This window comes from Nostoc sp. (genome assembly GCF_054880495.1).
Window position 1 is genome coordinate 1 of sequence record NZ_JBTYKD010000378.1, and the last position, 16369, is coordinate 16369.

The 16369-nt window shown below is 43.7% G+C and carries 13 protein-coding genes; 11 read left to right on the forward strand and 2 right to left on the reverse strand.

What is annotated here, in order from left to right:
* Positions 1 to 27: 27 nt before the first annotated feature.
* Complete coding sequence (ssuD, locus tag ACYTXL_RS31870) at positions 28 to 1155, reverse strand: FMNH2-dependent alkanesulfonate monooxygenase (RefSeq protein WP_461928096.1); 1128 nt, start codon at positions 1153 to 1155, stop codon at positions 28 to 30.
* 301 nt (positions 1156 to 1456) lie between these two features.
* Between ssuD and ACYTXL_RS31875 the strand changes: the two genes are divergently transcribed.
* From ACYTXL_RS31875 to ACYTXL_RS31895, 5 genes are all read left to right on the forward strand, one after another.
* A complete protein-coding gene (locus ACYTXL_RS31875) occupies positions 1457 to 1630 on the forward strand; it encodes a hypothetical protein (protein WP_461928097.1) in 174 nt (57 codons plus the stop codon).
* Positions 1631 to 2219: 589 nt separating this feature from the next.
* On the forward strand, positions 2220 to 4034 hold the full coding sequence (locus tag ACYTXL_RS31880) for an iron uptake porin (RefSeq protein ID WP_461928098.1): 1815 nt from the start codon (positions 2220 to 2222) through the stop codon (positions 4032 to 4034).
* Positions 4035 to 4503: 469 nt separating this feature from the next.
* Positions 4504 to 6129, forward strand: coding sequence for an FAD-dependent oxidoreductase (locus ACYTXL_RS31885; RefSeq protein ID WP_461928099.1), 1626 nt, complete (start codon positions 4504 to 4506; stop codon positions 6127 to 6129).
* A complete protein-coding gene (locus tag ACYTXL_RS31890) occupies positions 6126 to 6455 on the forward strand; it encodes a 4Fe-4S binding protein (RefSeq protein WP_461928100.1) in 330 nt (109 codons plus the stop codon). Before ACYTXL_RS31885 ends, ACYTXL_RS31890 begins: the two co-directional genes overlap by 4 nt.
* Before the next feature lie 19 nt (positions 6456 to 6474).
* Positions 6475 to 7530, forward strand: a complete 1056-nt coding sequence (locus ACYTXL_RS31895) for an ABC transporter substrate-binding protein (RefSeq protein ID WP_461928101.1) — start codon at positions 6475 to 6477, stop codon at positions 7528 to 7530.
* On the opposite strand, the gene ACYTXL_RS31900 is transcribed toward ACYTXL_RS31895, so the two are convergent.
* Complete coding sequence (locus ACYTXL_RS31900) at positions 7504 to 7842, reverse strand: hypothetical protein (RefSeq protein ID WP_461928102.1); 339 nt, start codon at positions 7840 to 7842, stop codon at positions 7504 to 7506. The two genes, ACYTXL_RS31895 and ACYTXL_RS31900, sit on opposite strands and share 27 nt — an antisense overlap.
* Before the next feature lie 60 nt (positions 7843 to 7902).
* Here ACYTXL_RS31900 and ACYTXL_RS31905 point away from each other — a divergent pair, with 60 nt between their 5' ends.
* The 6 genes from ACYTXL_RS31905 to ACYTXL_RS31930 all read left to right on the forward strand — a co-directional run bounded on the left by ACYTXL_RS31905 (position 7903) and on the right by ACYTXL_RS31930 (position 15766).
* Positions 7903 to 9384, forward strand: a complete 1482-nt coding sequence (locus ACYTXL_RS31905) for an amidohydrolase family protein (RefSeq protein ID WP_461928103.1) — start codon at positions 7903 to 7905, stop codon at positions 9382 to 9384.
* A 101-nt stretch (positions 9385 to 9485) separates the two neighbouring features.
* Complete coding sequence (locus ACYTXL_RS31910) at positions 9486 to 10964, forward strand: amidohydrolase family protein (RefSeq protein ID WP_461922349.1); 1479 nt, start codon at positions 9486 to 9488, stop codon at positions 10962 to 10964.
* Between the two features lie 193 nt (positions 10965 to 11157).
* On the forward strand, positions 11158 to 12339 hold the full coding sequence (locus tag ACYTXL_RS31915; RefSeq protein WP_461922350.1) for an acyl-CoA dehydrogenase family protein: 1182 nt from the start codon (positions 11158 to 11160) through the stop codon (positions 12337 to 12339).
* A 269-nt stretch (positions 12340 to 12608) separates the two neighbouring features.
* On the forward strand, positions 12609 to 13430 hold the full coding sequence (locus tag ACYTXL_RS31920) for a class I SAM-dependent methyltransferase (RefSeq protein ID WP_461928104.1): 822 nt from the start codon (positions 12609 to 12611) through the stop codon (positions 13428 to 13430).
* A gap of 321 nt (positions 13431 to 13751) precedes the next feature.
* A complete protein-coding gene (locus ACYTXL_RS31925) occupies positions 13752 to 14861 on the forward strand; it encodes an aliphatic sulfonate ABC transporter substrate-binding protein (protein WP_461928105.1) in 1110 nt (369 codons plus the stop codon).
* 41 nt (positions 14862 to 14902) lie between these two features.
* Complete coding sequence (locus tag ACYTXL_RS31930; RefSeq protein ID WP_461928106.1) at positions 14903 to 15766, forward strand: TauD/TfdA dioxygenase family protein; 864 nt, start codon at positions 14903 to 14905, stop codon at positions 15764 to 15766.
* Positions 15767 to 16369 lie beyond the last annotated feature (603 nt).

The window sequence follows — 16369 nt, forward strand, 5'->3', positions numbered from 1 at the left end:
TAGCTTAGGGATAGAGGGTATTGCAGTTTACCCATTCCGAGTAACACCGGGAAAAGTGGCTTGAGGACATTTGTCCATAAAGTTACTAACTGTAGGTTCGCTCTGCAAAGGTAGGCGTGGAAATAATAATTCAGCAGTGCGATACGCTTCTTCTAAATGCGGATATCCAGAGAAAATGAAAGTTTCTATGCCCAAATTGCGATATTCCAGCATCCTAGCGGCCACGGTGTCGGGATCTCCAACTAAAGCCGTAGCAGCACCTTCGCGCACTAATCCAATTCCTGTCCACAGGTTGGGGCTAATCTCTAAGGTTTTTCGACTACCACTATGTAGTTGACTCATGCGCCGTTGTCCTTCAGAATCAGAACTAGCAAAGTTTTTCTGAGCTTTTGCGATCGCATTCTCATCCACATATTTAATTAACTCATTGGCAGCATCCCAAGCAGCAGATTCGGTTTCTCGCACAATTACATGCAAGCGAATCCCAAAACGTACTGTTCTACCTTGTTGGGCCGCCAGTTGCCGAACTTCAGCAATCTTTTGGGCTACTTGCTGTGGTGGTTCGCCCCACGTCAGGTAAACATCTATGTGTTTGGCAGCAACTCGCTTGGCAGCAGCCGATGAACCACCAAACCATAAGGGTGGATAGGGTTTTTGAACTGGTGGAAATAAGAGTTTACCGCCTTTGATATCGAGGTAGTTTCCTTTAAAATCGACTGTTTCCCCACTGACAATACCCCGCCAAACTGTGAGAAATTCATCGGTTAAATCATAGCGATCGTCATGACTAAGATGCAAACCATCCCCAGCCAGTTGCACCGGATCTCCACCTGTCACGACATTAATCAACAATCTTCCTTTAGAAATTCGGTCAAATGTTGCTGCCATCCGTGCAGCCGCACCTGGGGAAGTAATTCCTGGGCGAATTGCCACGAGAAATTTCATCTGCTTGGTGACAGAGATAAAAGCGGCGGCGGTAATCCAAGCATCTTCACAAGAACTCCCTGTGGGTAACAATGCGCCCGTATACCCCAAATTATCTACAGCTTGGGCAATTTGCTGTAAATAATCAGGTGTTACCACACGAGAGCCAATATCTGTGGCTAAATAGCGTCCGTCATGAGATCCAGTAGGAATAAACCAGAGAATTTGCATATTTATCAGGGTATAAGGTTAAAATCTACGATTCTCCGACCGAATTACCGTGGTTTATAGTCAAGATTTTACCTGATATTACATAAAAATCAAGCTTAATTTAAGCATTAGTAAAAAATGGCTGCCTGAACAACTAACCCCTTAGTCACCAATTTTGATACTATTGTAACGGAATGACTGTGTTGGAAAATATAAGTTTTCACCCAGTAAACCACATTTCAGGAGTTCTGAGTAACCCATAGATAAATCTAGGGGATTGAAATAAGGACGCTTTCTCTTGAAAAGTTTGGATCTAAGGAAGGTGAAAAATCCAGAGCTTCGGAAACCCTCCGCTCCGGTTTTTCGCTCCGCCCAGACTTCTCTTCGTCCACGTACTGATTATCTGCGGCGATCGCCTACGGCACACTACGCGATCGCAGTTGGTGAATTGATACCATTTCTTTGTAAAACTGCGCCAAGGAGACGCTGCGCGTAGTTTGCTTGGACGTAGGAGTATGCGGTTCGTTTTCTTTCTTGTACTTAAATATCCTTTAGCGTATTTTCATACAGAATTGGTATGACTTACCCAATAATTTTGACATATTTTCATATTTTCACCTCATAAAAAAATACTGGGTCTTGCATTGTACCAAGCTCTATGCAAAGATAATTCTACACAAAATACGGTAATTCTATCGATTTATCGTATTTAGCTGACAATTGATGCTGTCAAAATCTAGCTGATTGCAAATTAGCGTTTTCAGCTAATGTTGATTGGCAGATAATAAATCGAATCCAAATCAAGCTCTAGTCAATGTCAGTAATCATTGATTAAGTTTGTGCAGTATAACCAATAAAAACAGGATTTCAAAGGTGGTTTTACTGCGGCTTTTGGATTCTAGATTCAACTGCTTAGTACTGGTTTCTATATCTATAGGAGATTGCTACTTTTCTCCCTAGTGAAACCTTTGCTCAGGTTATTCTCTAATGGTTGAGCAGCGACATTGCATCAAGTATTCCCACTGGTTTATCTGTCCAAATTAGAGCTAGTTTATTCATCATTAAGGTTGAGGAGTTGAAGAGTCATGTCTAATTTTCGCTGGAATTATAGATGCGTAATGTTCCTGTTTTCGTTGCTAGATATTCTAATTATCCTAGTTTTTTCTCCGGCAAAAAGTAAAGCTGAACTGCCTAAAACTGATGCATCTACTGTCCAAATAGAAGTGAATCAAGCTCCAGAAGCAGTTATCAATCAAACAGTAGAAAATTCAAATGCACCATTAAGTGCTAAAAAGGCTAGAAATAATCTTACCGAACGAGTAACACCTGTATCGCAATTGTTGGAAGTTGCACCGCCAACTAATAAAAAAGCTACAAATAATGTAGCAGGGCAAGTGACATCTGTCTCACAACTGTCAGATGTTAAGCCGACAGATTGGGCATTTCAAGCATTACAGTCTTTAGTTGAGCGCTACGGTGTAATTACAGGATATACAGATGGCACATTTAAAGGGAATCATCCCCTAACGCGCTATGAATTTGCGGCTGGGTTGAATGCAGCTTTAAATCGCCTCAACGAACTAATAGCAACTTCAACGACAGATTTAGTTAAACGGGAAGACTTGGATACTATCAAAAAACTACAAGAACAATTTTCTCCAGAACTTGCTCAACTTCGGGGACGCTTAGATACCTTAGAAGTGCGAAGTGCGAAGTTAGAATCAACTCAGTTTTCGACCACAACCCAACTTGTCGGTCGAGCCCAGATTGTTCTTGGCTCAGTTCTGGCGGGCAATAACGTCGTCACCAAGACACCCGTACCTCACAATCCCACACTTCAAGGTTTAACTTCTTTACGGTTAAACACCAGTTTTAACGGTAAAGATTCACTAGGTATAACGCTGGCAGGTGGAAGTATTCAATCATTGGGACAAACAAGAGCTGGATTATTCGGAACTTATGAGGGGAGAAGTGCTGATAACGCCAGTATTACTTTTCCACTTAACACTATTACTCTCGGTGGTGTCCGCTATCGGTTTCTACCTTATCCAAATACCCAAGTCAACATTTATGCCCTGTCTGATGGAGCTAGTGAGATAGGTCTTTCTGGTCCGATTAACCCATATTTTGAATCGTCTTCTGCGACTGGTGCTAATGGGATTTCACGATTTTCACGGCGGTCTTTGGTCTATAACTATGGAGATAGCGGTGCCGGAATTGCCATACTCCAGGGATTAGGCAAACAGGTTCAATTAGGATTAGCATACAGTGCACCAAACGGTAACAATCCGACAGCTAATAATGGCTTCTTTAAAGGTAGGTATTTAGCTTTAGGACAGTTAATATACTACTCTTCTGATCGGAATTTTCGGGTGGCGGCAACTTACGTTAATACCTATAGCCCACCAAATACCATAGGTTTTAGTGGAACAAACTTCGGTCCAGCAGACGGGAGTAACCTGATAAATAGCACCGTGGCCGGAGCGGGAACTCTGGGCAATCTTTATGGTCTACAGACGTTCTATCAAGTTAATCCCAAGTTGGCAATCGATGCGTGGGTAAGTTATGCAGCACACCGCTATTTGGGACACGGAGATGGCGAAGGCATGGATTGGGCGGTAGGACTGGCATTCCCCGATCTTTTTAAGAAAGGTGCTCTAGGGGGGGTTTTAGTTGGTATGGAGCCGAAAATGATCAGTCTCAGCAAGAATGTAGATTTGGGAGCAGGTGCCGGACAAGCGGACAAAGATACTTCTCTGCACATTGAGGCATTCTACCAATATAAAATCGGAGATAATATTGAGATTACGCCGGGTTTGATCTGGATTACTGCACCGAATTCTGATTCTAGCAATCCTGATAGTTTATTTGCTTGGGTTCGTACTCTGTTTAGGTTTTAAAACCTCACCCTTGCTTTACCCAAGGGTAAATCTTTCCCTCTCCTTACTAAGGAGAGGGACAGCTTTTGCGTAGCATAACCAGGGTGAGGTTTTTCAAGATTTTTGGGGATGACTTATGTGTACACCATAGGCAAGCGAGAAGCTGGCTCTGATGTACCTTATGTGATTAGGAAACGCTATAGTTTCCCCACTCCCCATTCATATAAATTTACGTTTGAATTTGTTTGTTAAAATGCTTGCTTTTTGTCGGAAACTGTGAAAGACTTTGTTATATTACAAACTACGGTTCATCGGTCAAGATAAAGTAGTTGACGAGTGCCAATCTAGTGGCAACCTGTCTTAAGGAGCCACAATTTAAGGCAACTAGTAAGCCGTCAAGTAGATAGACAAACAGGTTTATAAATATTTTGCAGCATTGATGGGGTGAAGACTTGATGCTTAAGACTTTATCGATGGGGGGAAATTGTAGATGCTGAAGACGTTAACAACCGATTTTGAACTCGACTTAGAAGCAGATGTGCTTGTGATTGGAGGTGGGCCAGCTGGAACTTGGGCGGCGTGGAGTGCTGCATCAAGTGGAGCGAGAGTAATTCTCGTAGATAAAGGATATTGTGGCACAACTGGTTGTGCTGCGGCATCTGGTAATGGTGTGTGGTATGTGCCACCCGATCCAGAAGCACGAGAAACAGCAAAGGCGAGTCGGGAATCGTTGGGTGGGTTTTTATCCGATCGCAATTGGATGGATCGGGTACTGAATCAGACTTATATAAACGTCAATCAGTTAGCAGAGTGGGGTTATCCCTTTCCTACCGACGATGAAGGTAAACCCTATCGGCGATCGCTACAAGGGCCGGAGTATATGCGGCTGATGCGGCGACAAATTCAACGGGCAGGAGTCAAAATTTTAGACAACAGCCCCGCCTTAGAATTACTGGTTGATGATGATGGTGCCGTTGCAGGTGCATCAGGTGTGAACCGTCAGACTGGTGAGAAATGGGTAGTGCGATCGCAGTCCACAATTATCGCAACAGGTGGCTGTGCATTTCTCAGTAAAGCGTTAGGATGCAACGTCCTGACAGGGGATGGTTATTTAATGGCAGCCGAAGCAGGTGCCGAGATGTCGGGTATGGAATTTTCCAATGCTTACGGCATCTCTCCCGCTTTTTCTTCAGTTACCAAAACCCTGTTCTATAATTGGGCAACCTTCACCTACGAAGATGGTACTGTGATTCCGGGGGCAAGTTCTCATAGACGTTCAGTAATTGCCGAGACATTACTGCAACAGCCAGTTTACGCCATCATAGACAAAGCGGCGGAATGGATGCGACCATCTATGCGTTTAGCACAGCCCAACTTCTTTTTACCCTTTGACCGTGCAGGAATTGATCCATTTACTCAACGTTTCCCTGTGACTCTGCGCCTAGAAGGAACTGTGCGCGGTACGGGGGGAATTCGGATTGTAGATGAGAGTTGTGCCAGTTCTGTACGGGGACTTTATGCGGCTGGAGATGCGGCTACACGCGAACTGATTTGTGGCGGATTTACTGGTGGTGGTAGTCACAATGCAGCTTGGGCAATATCTTCTGGCTATTGGTCGGGGAAATCGGCTGCTGAATATACCCGCAGTTTGGGAGAAAATAAAACTCAACGCCGCCTTCATGGTGTTGGAGAGGTAGGATTACAGAGTGGGAGCGATCGCTCCCAAACATTAGCAACTGATGAAGTGATTCAGGCAGTTCAAGCTGAAGTATTCCCCTACGAAAAGAATTATTTCCGTACAGAACAAGGCTTAACCGAGTCTTTGGGTAGGCTAAATCATCTTTGGCAAGAACTCCGCAGTAGCCAGGTAAGATCCGATAAAGAGCTAATCCGGGCGCGAGAAGCTGCGGCGATGGTAGCCACAGCGCGATGGATGTATAGCAGTGCGATTGAACGTAAAGAAACTCGTGGTATGCACAGACACTTAGATTATCCTGAACTTGATGCTAACCAGCAACATCACCTGATTAGTGGCGGATTAGATCAAGTCTGGGTGAAGAGTCAGCCTTTACAGAGTACAGAAAAGTCTTTATCTAAAATAGGAGCGTTAGTATGATTGAGTTGGTCAGCGATTCGCGGTGCATAAAATGTAATATCTGCGTGAACATTTGCCCGACCAACGTGTTTGACCGTGTGCCAGATGCGCCGCCAACCATTGCGCGACAGAGTGACTGCCAAACCTGTTATATGTGCGAATTGTATTGTCCAGTTGATGCTCTTTATGTTGCACCAGAAAGTGATATGAAGACTTCAGTCAACGAGGCAGAATTGGCAGAAGTCGGGCTACTGGGTAGTTACCGTGAAAACCTCGGTTGGGGACATAAACGTACATCAACAGCAAAAACAGATCAAACATTCCAAATTCTCAAGCAGATGAAATAGTAATGCGGAGAAAATAGTCATGCTGTCGATCGCAGTAGGAACAGGTTGTATGAGTAAAAATAAACTTCCTTCAAGATTATCAACCTCAGTGGCTTGTGTCCTACTGCTACTGACTACAGCGTGTAGCCAAGGCGAAACTAAATCAGCTCAATCCATTGATGCCAATAAAGCCAGTAATGCTAGCGTTGTAGCTGCATCTAATAACATTTCTACCCTACGAATAGGTTATGTAGGTAGTTCAGAACCTACAGGTCCACTTGGTTGGGCAAAGAAAAAGGGAATTTTAGATCGTGAGTTGCAAAAAGCGGGATTTAAAGACGTTACTTTTGCACGATTTCCTAATGGGCCGGATCTAAATGAAGCTCTTGTTGCAGGTCAATTAGATGTTGGTTCTTTAGGCGATACACCAGCCATAGTTTTGAGAGCTAGGGGTGTTGAAACCCGACTGCTGCGGATTACTCAGTTTAATACAACCGCGTGGTTAGTGGCGAAAAAGAATGGCGCGCGATCGCTCGCTGAACTGAAAGGTCAGACAATAGCTACCCAAAAAGGCTCTTATATGCACAGATACCTGTTGGGTCTGTTAGCTGAAGCTAAAATTGCCAAGGATGTAAAAGTTGTCCACTTGATGACTACTGAGGCAAAAGCAGCTTTAGAACGTGGCGATGTCGCAGCTTATGCAGCTTCAAGTGATCTGGGGCCTTTTCTGAAATCGCAAGGGTTTCCAGTGCTTGATTCTTCGGCGAATCATAAAGGTTTGTCAGGGACATCATTAGTTATAGCAACCGAAAACTTTCTGGCGAAACAGCCTGATTTTCCGCAGAAATTTAATGCAATTCTCACAGAAGCAACCAAGGATTTAAAAGCTAATTCTGAAGAATATTATCAGTATCACGCCCAAATTACTAAATATCCCATCGATATTATCAAAGTATCGTTACCACTCAAACAGATATCAGAAGAACCATTACCAGCCGAAGGTGTGAAACTTTTAGAGGGGACAAAGAAATTTTTAGTCTCGCAGGGTTTAGCAAAGTCCGACTTTAAATTAACTGATTGGGCTGTTGGAAAATAGGGAGTGGGGAGATGAGGGAGCAGAAAAGGCGGGAATTAGTAACTTTTCTGAGCAAGAGAAACAGATTTTTCTAATCAAGTCTTTCAAAAGCGCAACTTTCAGGCTCAAAGGTGCAACTTCCATGCTCAGAGGCTCAACTTCCATGCTCAGAGGCTCAACTTCCATGCTCAGAGGCTCAACTTCCATGCTCAGAGGCTCAACTTCCATACTCAAAGGCTCAACTTCCATGCTCAAAGGCTCAACTTCCATGCTCAAAGGCTCAACTTCCATGCTCAAAGGCTCAACTTCCATGCTCAAAGGCTCAACTTCCATGCTCAGAGGCTTGCTGCTTCCCTCCTGACCAATCCATTTGAAAATTCCAGGTAAAATGCTATGACTGTTGCGTTAGACCGTCCCCAAAAAACTAAGTCTGCTCAAATTCGGGAAAAACTGGGTTATCCGATCATTGACACCGATGTACATACCCAAGAATTTCCCCCAGCATTCTTGGACTATTTAGAGCAAGTTGCTGGAACTGCGATCGCAGAGCGTTTCCAAGAACACTTACCCGGTGCATCTCGCTCTAAATGGTTCAAGCAATCTTGGGATGAACGCCGCGCTAACCGCACCGCCCGCCCTCCTTTTTGGACTCGTCCCACTAACGACGCTTTAAATTTAGCTACCGTTAGCTTACCAAAGTTGTTGCATGAGCGCTTACAAGAAGCAGGTACAGACTTTGCCGTTGTGTACCCCAACTTGGCAACTTTGGCGCCACACATTGGAAATGAAGAAATGCGGCGGGCTGTTTGTCGTGCGGCTAATACTTATCACGCTGAGATTTTCCGCCCTTATAGCGATCGCTTAACACCCATTGCTTCCATCCCCATGAATACGCCCGAAGAGGCGATCAAAGAGTTGGAATATGCAGTGAAAGTGTTGGGACTCAAAGCCATTCAAATCCCCGGCCATATCCGCCGCCCGATTCCCGCCTTTGAGAAGTATGGCGAAGAAGTAGCCAACGAAGCCATCTGGATTGACACCTTTGGCTTGGATAGTAAATATGATTACGATCCCTTCTGGGCGAAGTGCGTAGAACTGAAAGTTGTACCCACCACCCACTCTTCCGGTATGGGCTGGATCAATCGGCGTTCCATTAGCAATTACCAATACAACCATATTGGTCACTTTGCATCGGCTGCGGAAGCATTATGTAAATCTTTATTTTTTGGTGGTGTAACTCACCGCTTCCCCACACTCAAGTTTGCTTTCTTAGAAGGAGGTTCAGCTTGGGGTGCTAGTTTGTACACCGATTTAATTTGGCACTGGGACACCCGCAATAAAGACCATTTGGTGGAAAATAATAATCCTGGCAATGTTAATTATGAAGAACTGCTAGAATTCTATACCCGCTATGGTGGTGAATTAGTACATGGTCGGTTGGATCAACTAGGCAGTGCTTTAGGTTTCCACGCCGACTTAGTATCTCCCCTAGAACCAGGTGATTTGGATGAATTCGCCGTTGCAGGAGTTACGAAACCAGAGGATATCCGCGATCGCTTCTTGAATCATTTCTACTTCGGGACAGAATCAGATGATACCCGTGTAGCCCAAGCCTTTAACCGCAAAGCTAATCCCTATGGCGATCGCGTTAAAGCATTCTTGGGTTCCGATTCTGGTCATTGGGACGTACCTGATATTACTGCGATCGCAGCTAATACGTATTCAATGGTAGAACGCAAAATTATCACCGAAGAAGATTTGCAATATTTCCTGTCAATTCATCCCTTGGAGTTGTACACCAGCCTGAATCGTGACTTCTTCAAAGGTACGGCTGTCGAGAAAACCGCAGATGAATTTTTGGCTAACAAAGTTTAGTGATTATTGTTCGTAGTAAGCACTTTAGTGCTGAAAAAAGCGCTGAAGCGCTTACTACATACCCAAATACCAATCTTTTGAATAATTTAGGGTAAAATATTATGACGATCGCTTTAGACCGCCCCCAAAAAACCAGGTCTGCTCAGATTCGGGAAAAACTTGGTTATCCGATCATTGACACCGATGTACATACCCAGGAATTTGAACCAGCAGTCTTGGATTATTTAGAGCAAGTTGGTGGAACTGCACTTGTTGAGCGTTTCAAAGAGAATTTACCAGGAGCTTCCCGCTTTAAGTGGTACAAGCAAAGTTGGGAAGAACGTTTTGCTTATCGCACCAATCGCCCTAACTGGTGGGGTCGTCCCACAAAAAATACTTTGAATTTGGCTACCATTAGCTTACCCAAGTTACTGCATGAGCGCTTGCAAGAAGCAGGTACAGACTTTGCCGTTGTGTACCCCAACTTGGCAACGATGGCTCCGAATATCGGTAACGAAGAAATGCGGCGGGCTGTTTGTCGAGCAGTTAACACCTACCATGCTGACATTTTTCGCCCTTATAGCGATCGCTTAACACCCATTGCCGCCATTCCCCTGCACACTCCCGAAGAAGGGATTGAAGAGTTGGAATATGCGGTGAATGTTCTCGGACTCAAAGCAATTCAAATCCCTGGTTACGTCCGTCGTCCAATTCCTGCCTTTGAAAAGTATGGCAAAGAAGTGGCTAACGAAGTGGTTTGGATTGATAACTTTGGCTTAGATAGCCAGTATGATTATGATCCATTCTGGGCTAAGTGCGTAGAACTGAAAGTTGTACCCACAACTCACGCTTCTAGCCAAGGTTGGACAACTCAGCGATCTGTCACCAACGCCCAGTATAATCACATTAATCACTTTGCCTTTGCAGCCGAAGCATTATGTAAATCGCTGTTCTTTGGGGGAGTTACCCGCCGCTTCCCACAATTAAAGTTTGCCTTCTTAGAAGGTGGTTCAGCTTGGGGCGCTAGTCTATACGCTGATATTATTTGGCATTGGGAAACCCGTAATAAACAACATTTGTTGACAAATAACAATCCTGCGATTATCGATAAGGAAGCCCTTGTAGAGTTGTACACCCGCTACGGTGGCGAACTTGTAGATGGACGCTTAGATAAAATTGGTGACGGTTTAGGATTCCACCATCAACTATTGGCTCCAGAAGATCCAGGCGAACTCGACGAATTTGAGCTAGCAGGAATTGAGAAACCAGAAGATGTGCGCGATCGCTTCTTGAATCATTTCTACTTCGGTACAGAATCAGACGATACCCGTGTATCCCAAGCTTTTAATCGTGCCGCTAATCCCTTTGGCGACAGAGTTAAAGCCTTCTTGGGTTCAGATTCTGGTCACTGGGATGTGCCTGATATCACCGCCGTTACTGCCAACGCCTACTCAATGACAGAACACGAAATCATTACTGAAGAAGACCTCCGCTACTTCCTCTCAATCCATCCTTTGGAGTTGTACACCAGTCTCAATCAAGACTTCTTCAAAGGTACAGGTGTTGAGAAAGCCGCAAACGAATATTTAGCTGGGAAATAGGGAATGGAGAATGGGGAGTAGGGAAAGAATGACTATGCCCCATATCCAATGCCCAATACCCATCTTTGCAACGTTCCATGTTCCATTTCCTCTGTTCGCTTGTAGGGTGGGCCTTGCCCACTCTACATTTCTCTTAAATAACGTTTATTTGGATAATTTATTGCTTTGAAATTCCTAAAAGGATGATTTGACTATGGTGCTAGATATTACAAAACTAAAGGATTACATTGACCTAGCAACTTCACTATCCAAGGAACTTGCTAAATCCGCAGTTGAAAGGGATGCCCAAGCCGGAATTCCAGAAGAAGAAATTAATAAACTGCGTGAGAGTGGACTGCTACCACTGATTGTACCCAAGCAATATGGTGGCATTGGCGCAACTTGGATTGATGCCTTAAAAATCGTCAGAAAACTGTCAAAAGCTGATGGTTCAATTGGTCAATTGTATGGTAATCATCTCAATTTGACAGCTTTGGGTCACGTTTCCGGCACACCAACCCAAAAGGAAAAATATTATAGAGAAACTGCTAAGAAGAACTTATTTTGGGCAAATGCCATTAATACGCGGGATACTAGGCTGAAAATTAACCCAGAAGGCGAAAATTTTCGTGTTAATGGTGTTAAAAGCTTTGGTACGGGTATTTCCGTTGCAGATTTCCGGGTATTCTCTGCTTTAGAAGATGGCGTAGAATTGCCTTTTATATTCATAATTCCCAAAGAGAGGGAAGGGTTAATTTCCAATCAAGATTGGGACAACATCGGGCAACGTCGCACTGATAGCGGTAGTTATACATTTAACAATGTTCTAGTAGAGAAAGATGAGATTTTGGGGCCAGCAAATCCTCCTGATAGTGCCTTCTCAACTTTTCTTGGTATTATTGCCCAGCTAACAAAAACCAACGTTTATCTGGGAATTACTAAAGGAGCTTTCGCCGCCGCTCGTGAGTACACTAAAACTACTACTAAACCGTGGATTACATCAGGGGTAGATAGTGCTACTCAAGACCCATATATTCTGCATCATTACGGAGACTTTTGGATTGAAATTCAAGCTGCGATCGCTCTAGCTGACCAAGCCGCCGAAAAAGTGCAAGCAGCATGGGACAAGGATGCAGAACTCACTTATCAAGAAAGGGGAGAAGTAGCGATCGCAGTTTCCGCAGCGAAGGCATTAGCTACCCGTGTAGGTATAGATATTACCAACCGCATCTTTGAAGTTACCGGAACCCGCGCCACAGCAACCAAATATGGATTTGACCGTTACTGGCGGGATTTACGAACCTTTACCCTCCATGATCCTGTGGACTACAAATTGCGAGCGATCGGCGATTGGTTACTCAACGATCAGCTACCCGTGATCACACAATATTCTTAAAACATTGGGAATGGGGCATTGGGCACTTGTACTGACTTGTACTGAGCGGCGTCGTTGGCGCAGCCTAAGAAGAGAAGTAGCGTTCGCGTAGCGTCTCGTAGAGAAGTCGTTGGCGTAGCCTAAGAAGAGAAGTATTGGGCATTAGTTATTAATTATTCTCTTCTACTCCCTCATCCTCCTCATCCCCCACTCTTCCATTCGTAAATCCAAAATCTAAAATCGTTCGACTGAGCGAAGTCGAAGTCCAAAATCCAAAATCCAAAATTGATATGACTCAACTAAAAACACTTCCTACCTACGACCCAAGTTTATTTGAGGGAGCTGCTGAGGCCTACGCTCAATATAGAACCAAATACCCACCTGTTGTATTCGATAAACTAGCCGAAATCTTTAATCTCAATGGTCAAGGACGACTCCTTGATTTGGGTACTGGCCCTGGATTAATTTCAATTGCTCTGCGAACCAGATTTCAGGAAGTTGTGGCGATCGATCCCGATCCCGATATGATTGCCGAAGCTAAACGGCAAGCAGCAGCAGTCGGAGCAAATAATATTACTTGGTTAGAACAAGGAGCAGAATTCATTGACTCTAGTTTAGGGACATTTAAGTTAGCCACTATTGGTAGAGCCTTCCACTGGATGGAACGCGAACTAGTACTTGAACGCCTTTATGAATTGCTCACTGATGATGGTGGACTAGCACTGCTTCAGACTGGTGACAGCCCTTGGGAAAGCAATCTACCTTGGAAACAGGCTGCTGTTGGAGTAGTGAAGAAATGGTTAGGTGAAGAGCGGCGGACTGGACAAAGAGGACAAGGCATTCGTAAGCCAGTCGATCCTCCCCATGAAGTCGTAATTGGCAATTCGGCTTTTACTCATCAAGAAGTCTATGAAGTGCCATTTGAAAAATCTTGGACTGTCGATAGCTATCTCGGTTACTTATACACTACAGCCTTCTCTCTCAAAATTTTCTATGGTGATAACGCCCCAGCATTTGAAAAGGATCTCAAAGAAGCACTACTAGCAGTTGAGCCGTCTGGACATTTTACAGAAGAACTCAAAGCTACAATCCTAGTCGCTTGGAAGCACTAACAAAATTGAACAGGAACAAGCCAGAGTTTCACTCACAAATTTCAATCTTCCACTAGCAGGACATTGGAGTGAGAAAGGCTCACTCCACTTCCTAAATTTTCCCCTCCTCACTATTAAATTTTCAGTTCATCGAGTCGTTGCAGGGTGGGTTATACCCACTCTATTTCCTAATTTAATAAGTAAAGTTTTGAAAACTACAAAAAAATAATTATTGTCGTTTTCAAATAAATTAGTAGATAAGATTTTTTGGTTTTTATATTGCAATTAATCATATAATCATAATTGTTATAACCACCTAGAAGAGAATAAATAAAACAACCCATGTCAGCTTTAAAAGGAAAGTTTGAATTCAGGAAAAGCCAGAGAACAACACGTCGTTCCTTGTTGTTTGCTCTGGGCTACTGCTTAATGCTATCGACAGCCTTATCGAGTTGTAGTGAACCCAAAAATAACACTCAGCAGTCGGCAGCTTCACCTGAATCGGTAGCTTCATCTAGCACTACAGAGAAATCAACTCAAAAGCAGCAAGTAGTGCGGATTGTGCGTTCCAAACAACTTGCAGCTCTAGCAGTTTTAGAAAAGCAAGGTTCCTTGGAAAAGCGATTAGAGCCTCTGGGTTTTAAAGTACAGTGGCCTGAGTTTGCGGCTGGGCCACAACAGCTAGAAGCCCTGAATGCAAATGGATTGGATATCGCATCTACAGCCGAATCACCTCCTGTATTTTCACAATCAGCAGGAGTGCCCATTGTTTATTTAGCTACTACATATCCCAGTGGGAAAGCTATTTCACTTTTAGTTCCTGTAAACTCTCCGATTAAAAGTGTTGCCGATTTGAAGGGCAAAAAAGTGGCTTTCCAGAAAGCCTCCATCGGTCACTACTTATTAGTTAAGGCATTAGAAGATGCGGGGCTGAAACTGAGCGATGTCAAATCAGTTTTTTTAGCACCTGCAGATGCAAATGCGGCCTTCAGTCAGAACAAGGTGGATGCTTGGTATATTTGGGAGCCATTCGTTACCAGAAATGTACAAAATAAAATAGCTCGTGTTTTAGCAGATGGTGGTAAGTTGCGAGATACTGGCAACTTTTACTCAACCTCACGCCAGTTTTATCAGGCTCATCCTGACGTGATCAAAGTGTTTCTAGAGGAGCTACAAAAGACAGAAATCTGGACTAAGGATCATCCCAAAGAAGTAGCACAACTGCTTGCTCCTGTAACTCAGCTAGATCCACCGACTCTAGAAATAATGCATGATAAATATGACTATGGACTGGTACCAATTACCGAGAAAGTCATCATCAAACAACAGGAAGTTGCAGACAAATGGTACAGCTTGGGACTTATCCCCAAGAAGGTGAATGTTAGAGACGGGTTTTTGACACCTGAAGAGTACGCCAAAATTACTCCCTCAGATGTGTTAGCGAAGAAGTAGTTATCCCCAAGAAGAAACAAACTAAAACACAGGAAAATGTTATGTCTACCTCGACTTTAAGAAAAGTTCAAATTAGGTCTATTGATGCCCCTTTGGGAGCCATAGTTACTGATCTTGAAGCCAGTCAACCGATCGCACCTGAAGTCATATTACAACTTAAAGAAGCTCTGCGCGATCGCCATATCTTGGTCTTCAAAGACCAAAAGCTTTCTGATCAAGAACTTTTGAACTTTTCGTTATACTTTGGCGCACTCTTTGTACCATCTGATCAGACTCCAGTATTGGCTTCTAAACCAGGAGAAACTCCGGTGGTGATTCCGATTTCCAACGTCGATGGTGGCTATACCGGTACTGGAGAACTCACTTTCCATTCTGATCACAAATGGACTCCCACCCCATCTAGTGGTTCGCTTCTTTATGCCTTGGAAATACCATCTCAAGGTGGAGATACTTATTGGTTAAATACCAATTTGGCCTATGAGGCGTTAGATGAAACTACCAAAGAACGAATTACAGATTTACAGTTAATTACCTACAACCCATTTTTGCAAGACCGGAATGCACCCCGCTCTTTGTATCGTTTAGATAAGAGTATTCCTTTAATAAGTCCGATCTTTCCCCATCCTTTAGTTAGGACACATCCAGAGAGTGGTAAAAAGCATCTTTATTTAGATATTGCTACGGAAGTGGAAATTGTTGGGCTAGAGCCGGAAGAAGGATCTAAACTGATTGAACAGTTGCGTCAGCATTTGAATCAGCCCCGATTCTACTACCAACATAAATGGTCTGTAGGTGATATTGTCTACTGGGATAATCAAGCTACCCTGCATTACCGTCAAGCATTCAATCCAAATGAGCGACGAGTATTGAAGCGGGTTAGCCTTGCAGGTAGTCGTCCCTTTTAGGCTTTATCGCTCAGAAAATTAAGCTCATAGGTGTTTAGATTCTACATTTTCTTAAGGCAGTCAAGAGTCAAGAGTTATTCTGGACTCTTGACCCTAGACACAGATCACGAATAAGTTTGCATTTTAAAGACATATAGGATGTAGGACTCGTATTTGATTTTTGAAATGCACGTAGTGGACCCTCTAGGCTAAAATAGGCAATTAGACCTAGACGTAGGTTGGGTGGAGCGGAGCGCAACCCAACTGATTATCAGGATGTTGGGTTACGCAAAGCCTCCACCCAACCTACAATTTTTTTGCAACATTACTACCGAGATTTTTTCAGAAATCAAATATGATTCCTATAGGACTCGTATTTGATTTTTTAAAAAAATCAGTACACCCCGAAAAGGCTTCTTCCCATTCGGCTACGCTCACGGCAAGCCCCCTCCTTACTCCCTGTCTACGCAAATAATTATAGCTACGCCACGCTGCGCGAACAAAAATCAAAGCAGACTGCTATAGGAATACTGAATCATTCGTGAAAAACAAGATCCCCGACTTCTTTGAGAAGTCGGGGATCTTGGGCTGCAATTCTCACAAATCGAATAGGATTGGTATAGA